This window comes from Cobetia amphilecti (genome assembly GCF_020217465.1).
In the GTDB taxonomy this organism is placed as follows: domain Bacteria; phylum Pseudomonadota; class Gammaproteobacteria; order Pseudomonadales; family Halomonadaceae; genus Cobetia; species Cobetia amphilecti.
Genome location: NZ_CP084115.1, coordinates 1,290,284 through 1,311,995, shown reverse-complemented (window position 1 = coordinate 1,311,995; position 21,712 = coordinate 1,290,284). Strand labels below are relative to the sequence as shown.

Here is a 21,712-nt window from a genome sequence, read left to right as displayed (position 1 = left end):
GGCATCACGCCTGCATAGGGGCAGAGTGGGAGGTGTCGGGTAGAGGAGGCTCAGTGCGAGGTGAGACCCCTACCCGGCAATCAGTGCGTCGTGATCAGCGTGTCGATCTCGCGAATCACTTCCGTCATCGCCACGCGGCGCTCGGGGCGGGCATCCTTCAACCAGGCCTCGATGGCCGGCGCCACTTCACACTTGGCGGGGAACGGCGCGCGGGCATCGCACAGCGCTTGCAGACGGGCGATGAACACGAAGCGCAGCCACTGGCCCATGTCCATGTGATCGACACAGAATGGCTCCACACTCATGAAGGCCTGCGGGGATGGCGTGTCCATGCGCCACAGGTCTGCTGCCTTCATGGTCGCTTCCAGACGTGCCAGCAGCGCGCGCAGCTCGTCGTAGGGATTGCCGGCGATCTCGCCGTCCTGGGGTTGTTCAGTCGGATTCATGCGACCTCCGTCAAATCATGCATGGTTCGTTCACGCTATTATCCCGATGATGCTCACGGAAGGCCAGGAGGCCGCATGGCAGACACGCTGTTCAATGATGTGATGATACTGCTGGGAGCCTCGGTAGTGGCCGCGGCGCTGTTCCGCCGCCTGCATCTGCCGCCGGTGCTGGCCTATCTGGCGGTCGGCTTTCTGGTCGGCCCTCATCTGGCGGGCTGGATCGGTCGCCCGGAAGAACTCGCCTTCCTGTCGGAATTCGGGCTGGTGTTTCTGCTCTTCTCGCTCGGCCTCGAATTCTCGGTGCCGCGGATGCGCGCCCTCAAGACCACGGTGTTCGGGCTGGGTGCCTGTCAGGTGGCGGTATGCAGTGGCCTGTTCTGGGCACTGGGCTCGGCGCTTGGCCTGTCACCGGCGGCGGCGCTGGTCGCGGCCGGTGCACTGGGGCTTTCCTCCACCGCCATCGTTACGCGGGAACTGGCGCGCTGGAATGAACTGGACAGCCCCCACGGCCACGCCGCCGTGGGCGTGCTGCTGTTCCAGGATCTCGCCGCCCTGCTGTTCCTGATCCTGATTCCGGCCATGGCCGGCGATGGCAGCCAGCTGCTCAGCGACCTGGGCCTGATGCTCATCAAGGGGCTCGGGCTGGTGGCGGTGATGCTGATGATCGGCAAGTGGGTGCTGCCGTTCGTGTTCCAGGAAATCTCGCGCGCGCGCTCGGAAGAGCTGTTCGTGCTCACCGTGCTGCTGGTGGCGCTGTTCTCCGCCTGGCTGACCCACAGCCTGCACCTGTCGATGGCGCTGGGCGCCTTCCTGGCCGGAATGATGCTCGGCGAGAGCCATTTCCGCCATCAGATCGAGGCCGACATCCGGCCCTTCCGCGACATCCTGCTGGGGCTGTTCTTCGTCTCGGTGGGCATGTTGCTGGACCCGCAGGTGCTGCTGGCCCAGTGGTATTGGGTCGTCATCGGCGTGGCCTGCCTGCTGGCGACCAAGGCACTGCTGATCACCGGACTGGCGCGCCTCTCCGGCCGCCCGCTGGACAGCGCGCTGCGCACTGGCCTGGTGCTGTCCCAGGGTGGCGAATTCGGCTTCGCGCTGCTGGCCCTGGCCAGTCAGCAACGCCTGATGGACAACGAGACCGTCGGCCTGGTGGTGGCGATCATCATCGGCTCGCTGGTAGTCACGCCAAGCCTGATTCGCCACAACCAGCAGCTGACGCGCCGCCTGTGTCGCTCCACCACGCCCACCCAGGAGAACCCGCACACCACCGCGGAGCTGAGCGCCGCCACCGCCCCGCTCAGTGGCCATGTCATCGTGTGCGGCTTCGGGCGTGTCGGCCAGACGGTGGGGCGATTTCTCACTCAGGAGAAACTTGAGTGGATCGCCATCGATGCCGACCCCATCCGCGTCCACGAGGCCGCCAGCGCCGGTGAGCCGGTGGTGTTCGGTGATGCTCAGCGTCTGGAAATCCTGCGCGCGCTCGGTATCGAGCGCGCCCGTCAGGTGGTGATCACCGTCAATCAGCTCTCGCATGCGCTGGCCATTCTGCGCGCCATCCAGCCGCTGGAACTCGAGAACCTCAAGGTGCTGGTGCGCACCCAGGATGACGCGGACCTCGAGACCTACAAGGCCGCCGGGGCCACCGAGGTGATTCCCGAGGTACTCGAGGGCTCGCTGATGCTGGTCTCGCATGTGCTGGTCAATCTCGAGGTGCCCTTCCGGCGCGTGGCGCGCTCGATCCAGAATGCGCGTGAGGCGCGCTACAGCATGCTGCATGGCTATTTCCATGGTCAGCAGTCCCAGCTGACCGACAAACGCGGCAACCCGCTGCTGCGACGACACCCACTGACGCTGACCGCCGATGCCTGGGCCTGTGGCCGGCGACTGGACGACATCGCCCTGCCGGAAGTGTGCGGCATTCTCGTCTCACGCGTGGTGCGCGCCAGTGGCGAGAACCTGGAAGAACCCACCGGCGACCTGACGCTGGCGTGTGGCGATACACTGGTATTATCGGGATTGGCTGATCATATTGAAGAGGCGGAAACCCGCCTGCTGACCGGCTGACAGGCCTTGAGCGGCAGGCGACACCCAAGACTCCGCCGCCTGCTGTCCTGCCGCCAGCAACCGAGCTGGCGTGCGGGAGGGAGAGCGTCACAGAGAGTCAGCTCGGATGAACATACTGATGAGCACACTGAAGGGATCGACATGTCAGGGGGCACGGCCCTGCATGGGAGATAGCACCCATCACCAGGAGGCAATACACATGGAAAGCGCAGGCGTACACAATTACATGGAGCAGCTGGTGCTCGACCAGCTGCGCTTGCATCCCGATAGCCACGCCATGGATGTCGACAGCCGCGAAGACGTGGCCTGCATCGCGCTCAATCAGCTGGCGCCCCGCTATATCCGCCACGACGTCGACATGGCGTTCTACATGGCACCCGCCGAGCAGGAGCTGCTGGAAGAGCGCGTCTCGATGGCGCTTCAGGAAGCCTTCGACAAGGTGCGCTCGATGCCCCGCCACGGCTAGCCACACGCTGCGGCCCCATGAAGCGTCGCCCTGAACGCGCCCTGAACGCGCCCTGCAACACCAGAAACGGATTAATGATCACCGCCAGCGAAACGACAACGGCCACCGCGATGGATATCGCGGTGGCCGTTGTGTCTGTCGCAGGTACTGCCCGAGGCGTTACCTCACGTGACCTGAGGGGCATTACCTCAACCGGGCAGTATCAGATGCCCTCGGCGCACTGCGGCGGCACTTCATCCAGCACCTTGCGCAGGAAGGCGCGCGTGCGGTCATCCTTCGGCGCGCTGAACAGCTGACTCGGCGGCCCCTGCTCGACGATACGCCCGCCTTCCATGAAGATGACGCGGTCGGCGACTTCCCGCGCGAACTGCATCTCGTGGGTGACCACGATCATGGTCTGGCGCTCGACCGCCAGCTGCTTCATCAGCTCCAGCACCTCATCGACCCATTCCGGGTCCAGTGCCGAGGTCGGCTCATCGAACAGGATCACCTCGGCCTGGGCGGCCATGGCGCGCCCGATGCCGATACGCTGCTGCTGACCGCCTGACAGAGCCGCCGGGAAGGCGTCCGCCTTCTCGCTCATGCCGATACGCTCGAGAATCTCGCGCGCTCGCTGGTGCGCCTTGGCCTTGGGCCAGCCGTTGACGACGATCAGGCCCTCGGCAATGTTCTCCAGCGCCGTCTTGTTGGCGAACAGCGCATAGTTCTGGAACACGAAGGCACTGCTGCGACGCAGACCGAGAATGTCGTGACGGCTGGCGCGTGTAGCCTCGACCTTGCGCTCGCCGATCTGGATCTCGCCACCATCGGGCTGCTCGAGGAAGTTGATGCAGCGCAGCAGCGTGGACTTGCCGGTGCCTGACGGGCCGATGACGACGATGATCTCACCCTGCTTCACTTCCAGAGTGATGCCATCGAGTACGGCCTGCCCGCCGAATTTCTTGACCAGGTTTCTGACTGCAATCATCGCTGATAGGCCTTGTTGAGACGTTTCTCCATCCAGCGCTGCACGAAGGACAGCCCTTCCACCATCACCCAGTAGACGATGGCCACCATGATGAAGGATTCAAAGTACAGGAAGCTGCTGGCCGCTTCCTTCTGGGTCGCGCCCATCAACTCGGTCACCCCCAGCGTGAAGGCCAGCGACGTGGACTTGATCATGTCCACGAAGTAGTTCATCAGCGTGGGGGCCGCCACGCGGGCCGCCTGGGGCAGCACGATGCGTCGCATCAGCTGGACATTGGTCATGCCGATGGAGAGCGCCGCTTCGGTCTGGCTGCGATCGACCCCGACGATGGCAGCGCGGATGGATTCGGCCATGTAGGCCGAGAAGTGCAGCGTCAGGCCGAGAATCGTCGCGGTGACGCCATCGATCTGGGTCAGGAACGCCATCACCTGCGGCAGGCCGTAGTAGAACAGGAACAACTGCACCAGCAGCGGCGTGCCGCGGAAGAAGGAGATGAACACGATGGTCAGCGCATTCAGCACCGGCACCTTGAGCACCCGCACTACCGCCAACAGCGAGGCCAGCACCAGCGCGGCCACCATGCCGATACAGGCCATCTTGAGTGTCAGTGGCAGGTATTTGAGCATGACCGGCAACAGGCCAAGCATGTAATCGATATTGAGAGTATCCATTCGTTATCCGGACAGGCTGGGGGCTTGGCTGAGGGTCTGGAAAGACACCCGTCGACATGACGACAACGGGGCGACGGTCAAGCCGTCACCCCGTTTGCACATGACATCCTGGCATGCGCCCTTGTATCAGGGCGCAGCAAGCAATGTTCAAGGCGTGGTGATGTCGTTGCCGAACCACTTGTTGGAAATCTCGGCCAGGCGGCCATTTTCCTTGAGCTCGGTCAGCGCGGCATCCACCTCGTCACGCTTGGCCTCGCCTTCGGCGTCCTTGCGGAACGGCAGTGCGTTCTCCAGACGCGAGAACGGCTTGCCAGCCAGTTCCAGCGGCAGCGGCGTCTTCTGGATCACCTGGCTTGCGCTGACGCGGTCCATCACGAAGGCATCGACACGGCCCAGAGCGGTGTCCTGCTCGATGTTGGACTCATAGGTCTTGATGTCGATCTGGTCGGCGTACGGCAGCTCTTTCATCAGCGCTTCGTAGTTGGAGCCCAGGTTGACCGCCACGCTGTGGCCCTTGAGGGACTCGACGCCGGTTATCTCGTCATTGCCGCGACGCTTGACCACCTGAGCCCCGTCGTAGACGTAGGGCTGGGTGAAGGCGAACTTGGCCTGGCGTGCATCGGTGATGGTGATCTGGTTGGCCACGGTGTCGATGCGGCCGGCTTCCAGCGAGCCGATCAGGCCGGAGAAGCTCATGGTCACGAATTCGATGTCGTCGCCGGTGATCTCGCCGACGGCGTTGAGGACATCCACTTCAAAGCCCTGCAGCTTGTCCTGCTTGACGAAGGTGAACGGGAAGTAGCCGCCCGACATGCCGACCTTGAGGGTGTCAGCCTGTGCCGCCAGGCTGCCCAGGGTGGTCGCGCCCAGCGCGGCAGCCATCACGGCGCCCTTGAGAGCGGTAGAAGAGAAGACAGCTGCGAGCGAACGTGATTGGCGCATCGGGATTCCTCGTGGATCGCAAGACTGAGCCATTGGCGCTGGACGGTCGCTGACATTCGGCTGATCGCGGATGTCTAGCCAACAGAACAGGTATAAGCACAGCCTTTTATATGTGATTTGGTTGTATAGGATAACGGGACTGCCCCGCATTCCCAATCATTTCATCCCTTAAGGACATAACCAGAAGGAATAAGACAGCAATTCTGTCAATGAGCGCGATTCTAGCATGCCTGTCATGGCGGGCCAGTGACGCCGTCTGGGCTACCTGCAGCGCTAGATGTCAGCCTGACGACAAGTGGATGACAGTTATTCACGCCATCCGTGGACGATGCTGTGGATAACCCGCCTCGGTCACGCTGCAAGCCACGCCAGTCGTGGGATGACGAAAATTGATCAAAAAATCATCAACCTGCAAAACGCTCAGCGGGACTTGAGGTGCCGCGTAATCTGTCAAGCCGTTACGGGCCGAAAGAGCGGCCATAATAGGATCAGGTCGCCCTCTTCCCTCTGGCCGCCATCACACGCCAGCGGGTGGCATGACAGCCGGTGAATCGCTAAAGTCGCTGCCATTCCAGACATGCTCAGGCACATGTCACGCGCCGGCAGCTGTCACTCAACGACACATGCCACGCCTGGCAATGATGCTCGACAAGACTCTTTTCTTCCGTTCTTCCACACGCCAAGCCGAGGCGTGGCGGAGACACAGCCGTGGTGAGCCTCATGACTCCTCTCTCTTCCTTGAGCAACTTCTTCACACGCACCGGCGCCGAGCTGCACCTTTATCACCTGGGTCGCACCCTGGCGCCGCTCAGTCTTGAGCAACTCGAAGCCTTCGAGACCGAACAGCAGCCGTGGGAGCAGCCCTTCAAGGGCCAGGCACGCCTGGCATGCGTGTTCCGTCCGGCCGGGCTCGACGATCCGCTGGTGTGGTTTCTGGCCTTGCCGCTGGATGAGGAAGGCCGTCTGTCTCCCGCGCAACGCGACGCCTTCCTCGAACGCCTGATCACGACGCTGGGTCAGACGGCGCTGACCGTCGGCCGGCCTGATCTCCAGCAGGCCGAGGCAGGCAAGATCGACAACCTGATGCAGGACAACCCGCTGGCCTTCACGCCGGATGACAGCCTGCGCGCCATGCTGCACGCCCGCGCCAGCCTCGATTGTGACCGCCCTGCCAGCCAGTACTACGAGCTCGCCGAGCAGTATCTCACCGCCCAGCTACCGCTGGATGACTGGCCGTCACTGGGCCTGCAGGGCATTGCCGACGTGCTGACACGACGCGGCGAGTTGTCCGGCGAGCTTGCCGCCGCCTTCGTGCAGCGTCTGGCTGACCTGCCGGATACGCCGCTGCGCGCCATCGCGCTGTGTCTGGAGCAGGCGCCGCCCGCCCATGCCCAGCTGGCTGGCCAGCTGCCGGAGGAATACGAGACCGAGCTGCTCTCCGCCCTGATCGCGCGTGGCCAGGCCGCGCGTGACCTGGGGGACCTGGAGACGCTGTGCGCCTGCCTGCGGGCCGCCGGTGCCAGCCCACGGCCTGCGGCGGCGGAGTGGATCGATGCCCTGCTGGCCGACGACGAGGCCGTCAATGTCGACGTGCTGGTCGCAATCGCCGCGCGCGGCTACGCCCACCTGGAAGATGCCGAACGTCTGCCGGCCTTCCTGACCCGCCTGGCCAGCTGCCCGCAGGCCAACTTCGCTGCCCTGGCCCGCGACCTCGCCCTGATTCCGCGTCTGCGTCTGCCGGTGCTGATGACGCTGCGCAATGCAAGCGCGGACAGTCCGCTGGGTCAGGCGCTCGCCGCCCTAACTCGCCAGGCCGATACCGGCAATCCTGCCCCGCGTCATTGACGCCGGGCATGCCCACAGGTGACAGTGCTTGAGATCATGCGCATAACCCACGACACTTGATCGGACACTTGATCGAGTCGTGGAATCGGGGCTGATCGGCACCGGTGAACAGGGCAAGTTGCGACGCGCCAGTTGCACGATGCCACCCGCGCCTGTGGCCGTGGGTGACTTGCCCAGCGCCCGCAAGCGAGGCGTCTGACGGCGATGAAAGCGCGCCATCACCGCGTGCCATGACCGCGTGCCCGGGGCGGTTTTGCCGGGCGTTGCCAGCGCCACCGTCATCTCCGATTCGTGAGGCGAAAAAAGAGGCTTCAGCAAGGATTGCTGTCAGTACGTTAAGTGACTATGCTGCGCGCCCGCCTGGCCATTACCCCGCCATGCCGGCAACGCACATTACGCTGTGCCGCGCCTGCCCGGTGTCTTCATGCCGTGAGCCGCTGCCCGCTTCGCTCACGCCCTCTGATTCAGGATGAAACATGTCGCATCACAAGAACACTTCGCGTCATCACATCGACAAGGCACCGCCCCTCGATCTCAAGACACTGAATCATGACCTGCTGGGCTTTCGTCCGCGGGGCGTGGTGGGTCGGCGTGAGCTGATCGAGCTGCCGGAACTCAAGCTGCACCTCAATGCCAAGATCGACACCGGTGCGCATTCCAGTGCGCTGCATGCCGAGAGCATCGAGGTCTTCGAACATAACGATGATCTGTGGGTTCGCTTCATCACCCGGACCGGCGGTAGCGACTCCCCGCCGCATACGGTCGAGACGCCGGTGCATGATCGCCGCCGCGTGCGCTCATCCAATGGTCAGGCCGAGTGGCGCTACGCGATTCGCTCGCGCATGAAGCTGGCCGGGCTCGACTACGATATCGACATGACGCTGGTGGACCGCTCCCAGATGCGTCACCCCATTCTGCTGGGGCGCCGTGCCCTGCGTCGCCTGCTGGTCGCACCGGGCGCCGCCTATCTGCACGGCGAACCCTGACGGCACCAGCCAGGCGCGCGGCGGCATGCTTCGGCATCTCGCCTCAAGACGCTGGCCCCGGTGCCATCTGCATCGCGTGACGCCTCGATTCGACAAAGGCTTCACCGGCGAATACCACGCCTCCTGACGGGCATCACGTCAGTCTTCTTCTGATTCATTCCTATCTCTGTCTGGCCCATTCGGCTCCGGAGGATTTCATGCATATCGGTATCCTGTCGCGTAACTCACGCCTCTACTCCACCCGTCGCCTGATCGAGGCCGCCGAGGCACGTGGCCACACCGCGCGCGTGGTGGACACGCTGCGTTGCTACATGAACATCGCCTCGCACCGCCCGTCCATCCATTACAAGGGTGCCGAGATCGAGCACTTCGATGCGGTCGTGCCGCGCATCGGTGCCTCGGTCACCTTCTATGGCTGCGCCGTGCTGCGCCAGTTCGAGATGATGGGCACCTACGTGGTCAATGATTCCGTGGCCATCTCCCGCTCACGCGACAAGCTGCGCTCCCTGCAGCTGCTGTCGCGCAAGGGGCTGGGCCTGCCGGTCACCGGCTTCGCGCATTCGCCGGATGACATCCCCGACCTGATCACCATGGTCAAGGGCGCGCCGCTGGTCATCAAGCTGCTGGAAGGCACCCAGGGCATCGGCGTGGTACTCGCCGAGACCAACCAGGCCGCCGAGAGCGTGATCCAGGCTTTCATGGGCATGAAAGCCAACATCATGGTGCAGGAATACATCAAGGAAGCGCGTGGCGCCGACATCCGCTGCCTGGTGGTGGGTGACAAGGTGGTGGCGTCCATGAAGCGTCAGGCGGCCGATGGCGAGTTCCGCTCCAACCTGCACCGTGGCGGCACCGCGAGCGAGATCCGCATCACGCCGGAAGAGCGCTCCACCGCCATCCGCGCCGCCAAGGCCATGGGCCTGTCCGTCGCCGGTGTCGACCTGCTGCGCGCCAATCATGGCCCAGTGATCATGGAAGTGAACTCCTCGCCGGGCCTGCAGGGCATCGAGACGGCCACCGGCAAGGACATCGCCGGTCTGATCATCGATCACATCGCCAAGTCCGCCGCGCCGGCCAAGAAGATTCCGCCCAAGCCCAAGGGCTAAGGGCTGAGGGCTGAGGGCTTGAGCCTTAGCGCTGAAGCCTGAGAGCATTGCGCGCAACGCTTGATCAAGGGTGCAGGTCGTCATGACTGCACCCTTGGCGTCTCTGGGTCAGATGGCCGCGCGTGCACAAGCGTGAGCGATGGAAACAGGGCAAGGCCAGCGCCTGAAAGGCAACGATGATCGTCACCAGAACGTCATTGTATTGTCGTAAACTGCAGGGATTGACAGTGCGGGAATAAATATCCTGACTTTCTGCCCTTCAGGGGTAGAAAAACACTGTTTTCACCCGCACAATCTCTTCTGACGGAGGAGGTGACCGCCCATGTTTCTCGACAATCGCCAGGTGGCGATGGATAGCGTCCAGGAAGCCCTGGCAGACAGTCTTGATTATTTCGAGGATAACGCCGAACGGCTGCGTCCCGCGCTCCTGAAGGCCTTCGAGCCCTTCTATGCGAGCCGTGTCGAGCTCAAACAGGCCCTGGAAGTCGAGACACGCAAGCATCTGAGCCTGATGCCGCGCGACGCCGATGTCGAGCGCGATGACTACATGTGGCTATGGAGTCGCCTGAAGAGCATCGTCGGCAATGACAATCAGGTGCTGATCAACGAGTTGCTCGAACAGGAACGCGTCCTGATGCAGGCCTGCTCGACCGCCTTCACGCATCCACTGCCTGACAGCATGGAAAAGGTACTGGAAGGCATCTTCCACAACTGCCGCCATCTGATCCGCGAGCTGTACCGTCACCAGACAGGTCAGGCCGCCCGCCGCCGCGCCGGCTAGCCACCTGCCCGCCGCCAGGCCGTGAACGCAAGACGCCCCGCCTTCCAAAGGAAGTGCGGGGCGTTTTCGTGTTGACCTTGTGCGTCTGACGAGGCCAATGCGCGGCTAGTTCGTATCAGACCTGACAGGCAGCCACTGGAGCAATGCCTGCTTCACTCCGGGCAGACTGGCCAGCAGGCTTGCCTGCGCCTGACGCGCGAGGGCATGCGGGTCCGGCGTGTCGGCAGCATTCTCTTTATCCGTCACATCCACTCCATCCGCCACTTCCACTCCATCCGCCACATCACGATTGGGAGCGGCCTGCTGCCCTGCTCCGGCTGTCACGGAGTCCTCTCGCGTCGACATCACGTGCTTGTCTGAGGAGTGAGATGATGAGGGATGCGATGATGAGTGCGATGACAACACCGGCGTCGGCAGCGACTCCTGCGGCCCGAGGAAGCGCGGCTTGCGCCCCCACAGGTAGAGATCACCCACTGTCGCCGCACGGGCCAGCCACTCGCGCAGCATCAGCTTGAGCCCCGGCGGCTGGCGCTCGGAGATGGCCGGACAGCCCACCGCCTCCAGACCCAGTGCATCGGCGATGAACAGCGCGCGCGGCAGGTGCCACGGCTGGGTGACCAGCACCGCCTCGTCGACACCGAAGACCTTGTGCGCTCGCACGAGGGTATCGAAGGTGGAGAAGCCCGCGTAATCGAGCGTCATGAACTCCTGCGGCACGTTGCGTGCTCGCAGATCACGCCACATGGTCATCGGCTCATTGTAGTAACGCGTGCGGTTGTCTCCCGAGAGCAGCAGGTTGGAAACGCGGCGCAGGCGGTAGAGCTGGGCGGCGGTATCGAGGCGCGCCTGATAGTGCGGATTGCTGCCCCCGCCCACCAGGCCGTGGGAGGTGCCGAACACGATCCCCACCTCACGGCTCTGACAGGTCAGCGGTGACGTGGCAATGCGATCGTGCGTTGCCATCACGACCCAGAGGTTGAGCCCGACCACCGTCATTGCACCGGCGGCCAGCAGACCGACGATGGTCCAGCCAGCCCGCATGATCACTCGCTGCATCTCTTCCTCACGCCCATCCCTGCCTGTCTTTCCTGCCGTTACCGTCACATCGTGCAGGCATGAGCGCCCAGCCTACCCAAGCGGCCGAGGCTCTGCCAGCACTGACTGTTCCCCGGCCACGCATGCGGGTGACTCCGCTCAGTCTTCCTGCACCATCACGGCCTTGACGTTGACTGGCACCTGGGTCGCGATGTTGCCAAGCCCGGCCAGGTCACGCAGGGTGCGAATGCCATCAACCAGCGCGAACTGCTCAGCGTCGACCATCACAGGCGTGAGGGTCTGCACCAGCCAGCGATCGCCACGCAGGCGTGTCACCTGCAGGCTCATCGGCAGGTTCTGGGTGTTGTCGTGCAGCGTCAGCTGGCCTTCGACATCCACTTTCTGAGTATCACCCGGCTCCATCACCTTGAGGGTCGGCATGTCGAGACTGGCGGTCATCACGGCCAACGGATAGGTGCCGGACTCGAACAGCTTCTCGCTGACGCGCTGGTCACGAATGTCAATGCCGGTACTGGCGGAGTCGAGGTCGATCTCCACCGACAGCTGACCGGCGTCATTGACGCGCGCCCGCCAGGAGGTGAAAGCATCCGTCTCGACGGTGCTGGCGCCCGACTTGGCCATCTTGGTGGTCTGGAAGCTCAGCTGTGACACATCGCCATCCAGCTTCCAGGCGGCCTGCGCGCTGGCAGCGGTGCTCAGGATCAGGGTGGCGGTCAGGGTGCGCAGCGCAGTCTGGAATCGCATTGGGGAGTCTTCCTTGAGGCAGGTGATACGGAAACCGTCAAACGGACGTGCCGACGCGGCCCGAGGCAGCAACTTGCCCGGACGCTCAGCAACGTGAATTGGATAGCCGGATGGACGAGAGGTTCCCGCCCATCCGGTTGCGTTTGCTGCATCTCGCCCAAGTGTTACTGCGACTGACGGCCATGCAAGGCCTCCAGGGGGCCGCAGACAATAAAGGGCGACAACAGCAGACGACTAAGGGGCGCTGATGATGTTCAGAACATGCCCAGTTCCAGGCGGGCATCCTCACTCATCATCTCGCGCGACCAGGCAGGCGAGAACACGATCTCGACATGGACCTTGGAGACATCCTCGGCGCCAAGAATCTTGCGCTTGGCGTCCTCGGCGATCACGTTGCCCATGCCGCAGCCCGGCGCGGTCAACGTCATCTTGAGATTGACCATCTTCTCGCCGCTGATCAGGGTGTCGATACGACAGCCATAGACCAGCCCCAGCTCGACGATGTCGACCGGGATCTCGGGGTCGAAGCAGGTGCGCAGCTGGGCCCAGACGAAGGCCTCGATGTCGGCATCGCTCTGGCCGGCAGGCAGATGCGGACGCGGCACGGCGTCCAGCCCCAGCGCATCGAGGCTGAAGCTCTCGATCAGGTACATGCGACCCTCGAAGGCGACGCTGACGGTGCTGCCCTTGGCCTGCATGACTTCGACCACCGAGTCCTCGTGCAGGGTCACCGACTTGCCGAACGGTACCGAGATGCCCTCCACGTCCCGCTGCAACGGCATCTTCTGGCCCTTGCCGAGGCTGGCCAGCTGGTCTTCAGTGTGGCTCATGCCCTCTCCTTGCCGAGCCGCATGACAGGCATGCGGCTCGTGAATTCTGTTGGTTCACTCAAGACGTGCGGGTGACAACATCCCCTGGCAAGTGCCGATACCAATGAGGCCCGCCATGCGCGAGCCTCATTGATCAGCGCCCGTCAGGGCCACCGCAGGGTGGTGCTCAGCGCACCATGGTCAGCACACGCTGCAGGGCATCGACGAACATGTCGATCTCTTCCGGCGTGTTGTAGGCCGCGAAGGAGGCCCGACAGGTGGCATCGACACCGAAGCGACGCAGCACCGGCTGCGCGCAGTGGTGGCCGGTACGGATGGCGACCCCCAGCTGGTCGATCAGCAGACCGATATCCTGGGCGTGGGCACCATCGACCACGAAGGAGATCGCGCCTGCCTTGTCAGGCGAGTTGCCGATGATGCGCAGGCCGTCCACTTCGCGCATGCGCTCGCTGGCATGGCGCATCAGCTGCTGTTCCCAGCGCGTGATCAGCGCCATGTGGGTGCAGTCCAGCCAGTCGATGGCCTTGCCCAGCCCGATGACCTCGGCGATGGGCGGCGTGCCGGCCTCGAACTTGTGCGGCAGGTCCGCGAACAGGGTGCCATTCTCGAACGACACCGTGCGGATCATCTCACCGCCACCCTGCCACGGCGGCATCGCCTCCAGCAGCGCTTCCTTGCCGTAGAGCACACCGATGCCGGTCGGGCCGTACATCTTGTGGCCCGAGAAGACATAGAAGTCAGCATCGATCTCGCGCACATCGACCTGCTGATGCGGCACCGCCTGGGCGCCATCGACCAGAATCAGCGCGTCGTGAGCGTGCGCCAGCGTCGCCATCTCGGCCACCGGGTTGATGCTGCCCAGGGCGTTGGAAACCTGATTGACGCAGACCAGGCGTGTCTTCTCGCCCAGCAGGTCGCGGTAAGCCGCCATGTCGAGCACGCCATCGTCGTCACACGGGATGACCTTGATGACGATGTCGAGACGCTCGGCCAGAAGCTGCCACGGCACGATGTTGGCGTGATGCTCCATCACCGAGATCAGCACTTCATCGCCGGCATTCAGCCAGTTGGCTCCCCAGCTGTTGGCGACCAGATTGATCGCCTCGGTGGTGCCACGCGTGAAGATGACTTCCCGCGTCAGACGCGCATTGATGAAGCTGCGCACCTTCTCACGCGTACCTTCGAAGGCCGCCGTCGCCTCATCCGCCAGGGTATGCAGGCCACGGTGGATGTTGGCATTGGTCTTGCGGTAGTAGTCGCTCATCGCGTCGATGACGGCGGTCGGCGTCTGACTGGTGGCGGCGCTGTCCAGATAGATCAGCGGCACATCACCATGCACGCGACGCTCGAGGATCGGAAAATCCTCGCGTACCCGCACGACGTCGAGCATCAGGTTGTCGAGTGCGCTCATGCAAAGTCCTCATCACGTGCCACCGCCACGGCGCCACCGCCCAGCTCGACGCTGAGATCGACCAGCTCATCGAGGTGGAAGCGTGACGGCAGGCGTCCCGCGACACTGCGCTCGATGCGCTCGGCGATGGCGTCGATGCCCAGACCGGTCATGACTTCGTTGGCGAAGGCCAGGGTCAAAAGGCCACGGGCGGTCTGCTCATCGATGCCACGGGCGCGCAGCGCGAACACGGCGGTCTCGTCGAGCTGACCGGTCGTGGTGCCGTGGGAGCACTTGACGTCGTCGGCGTAGATCTCGAGTTCCGGCTTGGTGTTGATCTCGGCGCGGTCCGACAGCAGCAGGTTGGCGTTGTTCTGATGCGCCTCGATCTGCTGGCTGTCGCGCTTGACCAGCACGCGGCCATTGAAGACGCCGCGGGCGCGGTCGGCCAGGATGCCCTTGTAGTTCTCGTCGGAGAACGTCAGTGCCTCGTTGTGATTGACCAGCGAGTGGGTGTCCACGTGCTGGCGATCACGACCGAAGAACAGGCCATCGAGGCGTGCATGGGCGTTGTTGCCGTTCAGGTCGCAGACGATGTCGTTGCGCACCAAACCACCACCGGTGTTCAGGTTGATGGAGCGATACTGGCTGTCACGCGGCTGCTCGACCTGCAGCGAGGCGATATGCGTCTCGCCGGTGGCGGCTTCGCCCAGCTTGTAGTGATTGAGCACGGCGCCGCGCTCCAGCATCACTTCGCTGACCATGTTGGTGAAGTTGGTCGCGCCGCTCTCACCGATGTGATGCTCGATCACGCTGGCTTCAGCGCGGCTGCCCAGCTGCACCAGCAGACGCGGGTGGCTCATGGTCACGGGCTGGCCTTCGACGGCGGCACGCGACAGGAACAGCACGTAGACCGGCTTGTCGAGCACCGTGCGCGGGCCGACCTGAATCACCGCACCCTCTTCGGTGAAGGCGGAGTTCAGCGCCACGAACGGCGTGAAGTCGATGCCGGTCAGGCGGTTCAGCGAGCCGCCGATGACTTCCGGCTGATTGACGATGGCGTCAGACAGCGGCACGACACGCACGGTGTCGGGCAGGCCTGCCACATCGGACAGCTCGGCATTGTAGAGGCCATCGACGAACACCAGACGGTAGGCGTCGACGTCGAGAGCCAGCGCATCCTTCACGGCCGGCGCGAGGCTTGCATCGTCGGCGAGACGATATTGCTGACGACCCAGTGCCTGGGTGTCGGTGTACTTCCAGGCCTCGACCTTGCGGGTCGGCAGGCCGAGGGCTTCAAAGCGGGCGATGCCGGCCTGACGGCGGGCGGCCATCCAGCTCGGGTCAGCCGCAAAGCGGGCCTTGCGGGCAGCGAATTCGCTGGCGAAGGCTTCGCTGCCGGGGACGGACGCGGTAGCAAGTGCTGTCATTACGCGGTTTCCTCCTGCAGCCAGTCATAGCCCTGGGCTTCGAGTTCGAGTGCCAGCGACTTGTCGCCGGACTTGACGATGCGGCCATCCATCAGCACGTGGATCTGGTCCGGCACGATGTGCTCGAGCAGACGCTGGTAGTGGGTGACCATCAGCACGGCGCGGTCTTCGTTGCGCAGCGAGTTGACGCCCTTGGCGACGACCTTGAGGGCATCGATGTCGAGGCCGGAGTCGATCTCGTCGAGCATGGCGAGCTTCGGTTCCAGCACCAGCATCTGCAGGATCTCGTTGCGCTTCTTCTCACCGCCGGAGAAGCCTTCGTTGACGGCGCGCTGCAGGAAGCTGGCGTCCATCTGCATGAAGGCCAGTTTCTCGCGGATCAGCTTCATGAATTCCGGGGCCGGAATCTCGCCCAGGCCTTCGGCTTCACGCTTGGCATTCAGCGCCGCCTTGAGCAGGTAGACGTTCTTGACCCCCGGGATTTCCACCGGGTACTGGAAGCCCAGCAGCATGCCGGCACGCGCACGCTCTTCGACTTCCATCTCCAGCACATCCTCACCTTCATAGGTAATGGTGCCCGAGGTCACTTCATAGCCGTCCTTGCCGGCGATCACGGAAGACAGCGTGGACTTGCCTGCGCCGTTCGGCCCCATGATGGCGTGGACTTCACCCTTGTTGATGGTCAGATCGAGACCCTTGAGGATTTCCTTGCCTTCCACCGAAACGTGCAGATCTTTGACTACGAGCATGTTGATACCTTTTGCTGACAGGCCGCCCGCGAGCGGCCTTCAAGAATGGGGTGAATGCGAAAGGGACGGCGGGATCAGCCGACGGCGCCTTCAAGGGTGACGTTGAGCAGCGCCTCGGCCTCGACGGCGAACTCCATCGGCAGCTCCTGGAAGACGTCCTTGCAGAAGCCATTGACGATCATGTTGACCGCATCTTCCTCGCTGATGCCGCGCTGACGGCAGTAGAACAGCTGATCTTCGCCGATCTTGGAGGTCGTCGCCTCGTGCTCGACGGTGGCCGTCGCGTTGCCGATTTCCTGATACGGGAAGGTGTGCGCGCCACAGCGGTCGCCGATCAACAACGAGTCACACTGGGTGAAGTTGCGCGCGCCCTTGGCCCGCGGGCCGATCTTGACCAGACCACGATAGGACTGCTCGGAATTACCGGCCGAGATGCCCTTGGAGACGATGGTGGACTTGGTGCCCTCACCGATGTGGATCATCTTGGTACCGGTGTCCGCCTGCTGACGGCCATTGGTGACGGCGACGGAGTAGAACTCCCCGACACTGTGCTTGCCGCGCAGGATGCACGACGGGTACTTCCAGGTGATCGCGGAGCCGGTCTCGACCTGGGTCCAGGAGACCTTGGAGCGGTCACCACGGCAGTCGGCACGCTTGGTGACGAAGTTGTAGATGCCGCCCTTGCCATCTTCATCGCCCGGATACCAGTTCTGGACGGTGGAGTACTTGATGTAGGCGTCTTCCAGTGCCACCAGCTCGACCACGGCGGCGTGCAGCTGGTTGTCATCACGCTGCGGCGCGGTACAGCCTTCCAGATACGAGACCTGAGCCTGCTTCTCGCAGATGATCAGGGTGCGCTCGAACTGGCCGGTGTTGGCGGCGTTGATGCGGAAGTAGGTGGAAAGCTCCATCGGGCAGGTGACGCCTTCCGGCACGAACACGAAGGAGCCATCGGTGAAGACGGCCGCGTTCAGCGCGGTGAAGTAGTTGTCTGCCTTGGGCACCACGGTACCGAGATACTGCTTGATCAGCTCCGGGTAGTCCTGGATGGCTTCCGAGATGGAGCAGAAGATGACGCCCGCCTCGGACAGCTCCTTCTTGAAGGTGGTGGTCACAGACACGGAGTCGAAGACCGCGTCGACCGCGACACCGGCCAGTGCGGCACGTTCGTGCAGCGGGATACCCAGCTTCTCGTAGGTCTCGAGTAGCTTGGGGTCGACCTCGTCCAGACTCTGCGGGCGGTCTTCCGGCTTCTTCGGCGCGCTGAAGTAGGAAATCGCCTGGTAGTCGATCTCCGGATAATCCAGGTGGGCCCAGGACGGCGCCTTCATCTTCAGCCACTGCTGATACGCATCCAGACGCCACTCCAGCATCCACTCCGGCTCACCCTTCTTGGCCGAGATGAAGCGAATCACGCTTTCATCCAGTCCCGGCGGAATGGTGTCGCTCTCGATATCGGTCACGAAGCCCTGCTTGTACTCGCGCTGTACAAGCTGCTCCATCTCCTGGCTCGCCATGCTGGTCTCCTCTCCCGGAGAGCTCCGGGTCTGTTCAGATGCCTGATCACCCCGCCCGAATCGCAGCGAAGTTCGAATGTTCGTGTTGCCACGGCGACGTGTGTCGCGCGGCAACGGATTCAGCGTTTACCGGTGCTGTCGGCTGCCGTGGCCATGGGGGGCGGTTCGTCATCCCCGTACAGGCTGATGGCCTGAATCGGCAGTTGCACCGGCATGCGCAGTGGCGCGGATGACGCCAGATGCGCCAGCGTCACGCTGCCCAGCAGCTCACTGATGGCGTACGAGACGCGCTGCCAGTTGTCGGCCACCCCGCAGGTGTTGACCAGCTCGCAATCGCCGTCGGCGTGGCTGCACTCGGTCACGGCCACCGGGCCTTCGATGGCGCTGATGATGTCGCTGGCCGTGATCTGGCTGGCCGGGCGTGCCAGGCGATAACCGCCCAGCGCGCCGCGCCGCGACTCAAGCAGCCCTGCCCGCACCAGCGCCTTGAGCGTCTTGCTCACGGTGGGATGCGGCAGCTGCACGCTTTCGGCCAGATCGATCGCCGCATGGGCCGAGTCCGGCTCGCGGGCGATGCGCGCCATCACGACAGCGGCATAATCGGTCATCTTGGAAAGCTTCAGCATGCTGGCCTCCACCACGGGAAGATTAATTGGGGACCATTTTAGTCCTGTATCAGAACGATGTGAAGCGGGGACCCCACCGAAAACGTCGAATTGCGACCTGGGCAACCAGTTTGCCGACAAGATAGCCGCCGATCACAACAAAAATAACAATCATTCCCATTTAAAATATCTACCAGCCCTGCCCTAGGGACCAGGTGCCCTGTACAACAATCCCGTGCGCGCCAGGTAAGCGATGACGGCAGCCCCACCCTCTCTACAACGCAAGCCCTACCTGCAACACAAGTCATCTCTACAACGCGCGCCCCTCCACAACGCAAGACACCCCGCCGGGGAATTCCCGACGGGGTGTCTTGGTCACGCCATCATGCCGTCATGCAAGGCTCATGTGAGCCATGCGTGATGATCAGCCGTGGAACGGGTTGCGCAGCACGATGGTCTCGTTGCGGTCCGGGCCAGTGGAGATGATGTCGATCGGCACGCCGACCTGCTCTTCCAGGAAGCTGATGTAAGCGCGGGCGTTGGCCGGCAGCTTGTCGACTTCGCGCACGCCGATGGTGGAATCGCTCCAGCCCGGCAGGTCCTGGTACAGCGGTTCGATGGCTTCGTAGCCTTCGGAATCCACCGGGTTGTCCAGCACGTCGCCATCCTTGCTGCGATAGCCGATGCAGACACGGATGTTCTCGAGACCATCCAGCACGTCCAGCTTGGTCAGGCAGATGCCGCTGACCGAGTTGATCTGCACGGCGTGACGCAGAGCGACGGCATCGAACCAACCACAACGACGCGCACGACCGGTGGTGGCACCGAATTCGTGGCCACGCTCGGCCAGGTGACGGCCGAACTCATCGAACAGCTCGGTCGGGAACGGACCGGAGCCGACACGCGTGGTGTAGGCCTTGGTGATGCCCAGCACGTAGTCGAGATACAGCGGGCCGACGCCGGAACCGGTGGCGGTGCCGCCGGCAGTGGTGTTGGAGCTGGTGACGTACGGGTAGGTACCGTGGTCGATGTCGAGCAGTGAGCCCTGAGCACCTTCGAAGAGGATGTTCTCGTTGGCCTTGCGCACGGAGTGGACCAGATCCACGGTGTCGCAGACCATCGGGCGCAGCTCTTCGGCCATTTCCATGGCTTCGTCCAGCACCTGCTGGAAGTCGACCGGCGCTTCACCGTGATAGTGCTGCAGCACGAAGTTGTGGTAATCCAGCACTTCGCCCAGCTTGGAGGCAAAACGCTCACGGTGGAGCATGTCACCCAGACGCAGACCACGACGCGCGACCTTGTCTTCGTAGGCCGGACCGATGCCGCGACCGGTAGTACCGATCTTGGCGACGCCACGGGCCTTCTCGCGCGCCTGGTCCAGACGCACGTGGTAGGACAGGATCAGCGGGCAGGCCGGCGACAGTCGCAGGCGATCACGCACCGGCACGTCGTTGGCTTCAAGCTCGCGGATTTCCTTGATCAGCGCTTCCGGAGACAGCACGACACCGTTGCCGATGACGCAGGTCTTGCCCGGGTGGAGGATGCCGGACGGGATCAGGTGGAGGACGGTCTTCTTGCCGTCCAGCACCAGGGTGTGACCCGCGTTGTGGCCACCCTGGAAACGCACGACGGCGCTGGCGGATTCGGTCAGCAGGTCGACGACCTTGCCCTTGCCTTCATCACCCCATTGGGTGCCGAGCACGACTACATTCTTGCCCATGGTTCCTATCTCTTTCGGTGAATAACCGTCGGTGAAAACCCACTCACAAGTGCAGCTGCCCTGTCGGCAGCTGCACCTCGGGACCCAGTGGCCCCAGCTGTTCTGCTATCTGTCACTCGCTGCCATCGCTCTCGGATCACCGAAGCTCAACCATTCAAGCTCAGTCATACAAGCTCAGTCATACAAGCTCAGGCATCGAGTGTGACGACCTGCCAGCCGCCGTCGCCATTGACCAGCTCACGATTGCAACGGTGTGCATCCGCGCCGGTGGTCTGGCCCGGCAGCGCTTCGATGACACGCTCGCCAGCGGCACGCAGCTGATCGACACACTCACGCAGCGCGCTGTCGTTGAGTGCCGGCGCCCAGATGCCGTCGCAGGCCGGGGCCTGCACGGCCAGCGAGGCCAGCTGCTTGAGGTCCATCGAGAAGCCGGTGGCAGGACGCGCACGACCGAAGGCACGTCCAGTATCGTCGTAGCGACCACCCTTGGCCAGCGCCTGACCGTATCCCGGGACGTAGGCCGCGAACACCATGCCGGTGTGATACTCGTAACCGCGCAGTTCGGCGAGATCGAAATAGAGCGTGACCTGCGGATGACGCTCGCGGACCGCGCAGCTCAGCGCCGTCAGCTGATCCAGAGCGCTGGCGACTGCCGCCGGTGCGCCGGCGAAGGCGGTACGCGCCTGGGCAAGAATCTCGTCATCACCGTGCAGGTGCGGCAGCGCCTTGAGCATGCCCGCCACTACCTTGTCCCCCACCACGCGATCGATCAATGCATCGAGAGCGGAATACTGTTTACGCTCGATGGCGGCGAACAGTTCACGCTCGTACTCGTCATTCATGCCGGCTTCGGCGATCAAGGCACGATAGATGCCGATATGGCCCAGTGCCAGGTGCAATTCACCGGCGCCGGCCTGCTCGAGACTGGTCAGTGCCAGGTGCAGGATCTCGTGGTCGGCCTCGAGGCCGGCGTGACCGAACAGCTCAGCACCGACCTGCACCGGGCTGCGACCGCCCTGGTGCTTGTCCGCCTTGGTGCGCAGCACGTTGGCGCAGTAGCACAGACGTACCGGGCCTTCGCGGTGCAGGGAGTGAGCGTCCATGCGCGCCACCTGCGGGGTGACGTCGGCGCTGGCGCCCATCATGCGACCGGTCATCTGGTCGGTCAGCTTGAAGGTCTGCAGATCAAGCTCGGTACCGGTGCCGGTCAGCAGCGAATCGAGAAATTCGACGGGCGGCGGCAGCACCAGGTCATAGCCGAAGCGATGATAGAGGTCGAGCAGCGCGCGGCGCAGCGCCTCCATACGGGTTGCCTGAGGGGGCAATACCTCATCCATGCCATCCGGGAGGAGCCAGCGATCTGCGATGGTCATTGCGCTATCCTGCGAGAGATTTAT

The 21,712-nt window shown here is 63.5% G+C and carries 20 protein-coding genes; 6 read left to right on the top strand and 14 right to left on the bottom strand.

Translation table 11 applies throughout. The features are described from left to right. Window positions 1-80: 80 nt before the first annotated feature. The gene (locus LCW13_RS05570; RefSeq protein ID WP_153635368.1) at window positions 81-446 is read right to left on the bottom strand and encodes a YqcC family protein; all 366 of its coding nucleotides are present in this window, start codon (window positions 444-446) and stop codon (window positions 81-83) included. A 75-nt stretch (window positions 447-521) separates the two neighbouring features. On the opposite strand from LCW13_RS05570, the gene LCW13_RS05565 reads away from it, so the two are divergent. Both LCW13_RS05565 and LCW13_RS05560 read left to right on the top strand, forming a co-directional pair. Further along, window positions 522-2,510, top strand: a complete 1,989-nt coding sequence (locus LCW13_RS05565; RefSeq protein WP_082388800.1) for a cation:proton antiporter domain-containing protein — start codon at window positions 522-524, stop codon at window positions 2,508-2,510. Between the two features lie 199 nt (window positions 2,511-2,709). Further along, entirely contained in the window at window positions 2,710-2,976 is a 267-nt protein-coding gene (locus tag LCW13_RS05560; protein ID WP_054556810.1) for a late competence development ComFB family protein, read from the top strand. Window positions 2,977-3,178: 202 nt separating this feature from the next. Here the strand turns inward: LCW13_RS05560 and LCW13_RS05555 are convergent, their stop codons facing one another. The 3 genes from LCW13_RS05555 to LCW13_RS05545 all read right to left on the bottom strand — a co-directional run bounded on the left by LCW13_RS05555 (window position 3,179) and on the right by LCW13_RS05545 (window position 5,496). Beyond that, entirely contained in the window at window positions 3,179-3,943 is a 765-nt protein-coding gene (locus tag LCW13_RS05555) for an amino acid ABC transporter ATP-binding protein (RefSeq protein ID WP_131431600.1), read from the bottom strand. Continuing rightward, complete coding sequence (locus tag LCW13_RS05550; RefSeq protein WP_043335389.1) at window positions 3,940-4,614, bottom strand: amino acid ABC transporter permease; 675 nt, start codon at window positions 4,612-4,614, stop codon at window positions 3,940-3,942. Before LCW13_RS05550 ends, LCW13_RS05555 begins: the two co-directional genes overlap by 4 nt. Window positions 4,615-4,761: 147 nt before the next feature. Continuing rightward, complete coding sequence (locus LCW13_RS05545; protein WP_197738747.1) at window positions 4,762-5,496, bottom strand: amino acid ABC transporter substrate-binding protein; 735 nt, start codon at window positions 5,494-5,496, stop codon at window positions 4,762-4,764. A gap of 780 nt (window positions 5,497-6,276) precedes the next feature. On the opposite strand from LCW13_RS05545, the gene LCW13_RS05540 reads away from it, so the two are divergent. The 4 genes from LCW13_RS05540 (at window position 6,277) to LCW13_RS05525 (ending at window position 10,274) form a co-directional block, all read left to right on the top strand. Then, complete coding sequence (locus LCW13_RS05540) at window positions 6,277-7,401, top strand: DUF3549 family protein (RefSeq protein WP_153635365.1); 1,125 nt, start codon at window positions 6,277-6,279, stop codon at window positions 7,399-7,401. 476 nt (window positions 7,402-7,877) lie between these two features. Further along, the gene (locus LCW13_RS05535; RefSeq protein ID WP_082388802.1) at window positions 7,878-8,387 is read left to right on the top strand and encodes an ATP-dependent zinc protease family protein; all 510 of its coding nucleotides are present in this window, start codon (window positions 7,878-7,880) and stop codon (window positions 8,385-8,387) included. A gap of 197 nt (window positions 8,388-8,584) precedes the next feature. Beyond that, window positions 8,585-9,493, top strand: coding sequence for a 30S ribosomal protein S6--L-glutamate ligase (gene rimK / locus LCW13_RS05530; protein ID WP_043335225.1), 909 nt, complete (start codon window positions 8,585-8,587; stop codon window positions 9,491-9,493). 322 nt (window positions 9,494-9,815) lie between these two features. Next, complete coding sequence (locus LCW13_RS05525; protein ID WP_043335223.1) at window positions 9,816-10,274, top strand: hypothetical protein; 459 nt, start codon at window positions 9,816-9,818, stop codon at window positions 10,272-10,274. A gap of 105 nt (window positions 10,275-10,379) precedes the next feature. Here the strand turns inward: LCW13_RS05525 and LCW13_RS05520 are convergent, their stop codons facing one another. From LCW13_RS05520 to LCW13_RS05475, 10 genes are all read right to left on the bottom strand, one after another. Beyond that, the gene (locus LCW13_RS05520) at window positions 10,380-11,315 is read right to left on the bottom strand and encodes a SanA/YdcF family protein (protein WP_225347774.1); all 936 of its coding nucleotides are present in this window, start codon (window positions 11,313-11,315) and stop codon (window positions 10,380-10,382) included. A gap of 153 nt (window positions 11,316-11,468) precedes the next feature. Continuing rightward, complete coding sequence (locus tag LCW13_RS05515) at window positions 11,469-12,074, bottom strand: YceI family protein (RefSeq protein WP_153635363.1); 606 nt, start codon at window positions 12,072-12,074, stop codon at window positions 11,469-11,471. Window positions 12,075-12,328: 254 nt separating this feature from the next. Continuing rightward, complete coding sequence (sufT, locus tag LCW13_RS05510) at window positions 12,329-12,904, bottom strand: putative Fe-S cluster assembly protein SufT (RefSeq protein ID WP_153635362.1); 576 nt, start codon at window positions 12,902-12,904, stop codon at window positions 12,329-12,331. A gap of 166 nt (window positions 12,905-13,070) precedes the next feature. Then, window positions 13,071-14,315: a cysteine desulfurase gene (locus LCW13_RS05505; RefSeq protein WP_153635361.1), complete on the bottom strand. Its 1,245-nt coding sequence runs from the start codon at window positions 14,313-14,315 to the stop codon at window positions 13,071-13,073. Continuing rightward, window positions 14,312-15,724, bottom strand: a complete 1,413-nt coding sequence (sufD, locus tag LCW13_RS05500) for a Fe-S cluster assembly protein SufD (RefSeq protein WP_052384761.1) — start codon at window positions 15,722-15,724, stop codon at window positions 14,312-14,314. Before sufD ends, LCW13_RS05505 begins: the two co-directional genes overlap by 4 nt. Next, entirely contained in the window at window positions 15,724-16,473 is a 750-nt protein-coding gene (gene sufC / locus LCW13_RS05495) for a Fe-S cluster assembly ATPase SufC (protein ID WP_043335213.1), read from the bottom strand. The genes sufD and sufC overlap by 1 nt, the downstream gene beginning before the upstream one ends. A 74-nt stretch (window positions 16,474-16,547) precedes the next feature. After that, window positions 16,548-17,990 carry a Fe-S cluster assembly protein SufB gene (gene sufB, locus LCW13_RS05490; protein WP_153635360.1) on the bottom strand — a complete coding sequence of 481 codons (1,443 nt, stop codon included), beginning with the start codon at window positions 17,988-17,990 and terminating at the stop codon, window positions 16,548-16,550. 119 nt (window positions 17,991-18,109) lie between these two features. Beyond that, on the bottom strand, window positions 18,110-18,616 hold the full coding sequence (locus LCW13_RS05485) for an SUF system Fe-S cluster assembly regulator (RefSeq protein ID WP_153635359.1): 507 nt from the start codon (window positions 18,614-18,616) through the stop codon (window positions 18,110-18,112). A 403-nt stretch (window positions 18,617-19,019) separates the two neighbouring features. After that, window positions 19,020-20,315, bottom strand: a complete 1,296-nt coding sequence (locus tag LCW13_RS05480; RefSeq protein WP_043335209.1) for an adenylosuccinate synthase — start codon at window positions 20,313-20,315, stop codon at window positions 19,020-19,022. 188 nt (window positions 20,316-20,503) lie between these two features. After that, window positions 20,504-21,688, bottom strand: coding sequence for an ATP phosphoribosyltransferase regulatory subunit (locus LCW13_RS05475; RefSeq protein WP_153635358.1), 1,185 nt, complete (start codon window positions 21,686-21,688; stop codon window positions 20,504-20,506). Window positions 21,689-21,712: the final 24 nt, after the last annotated feature.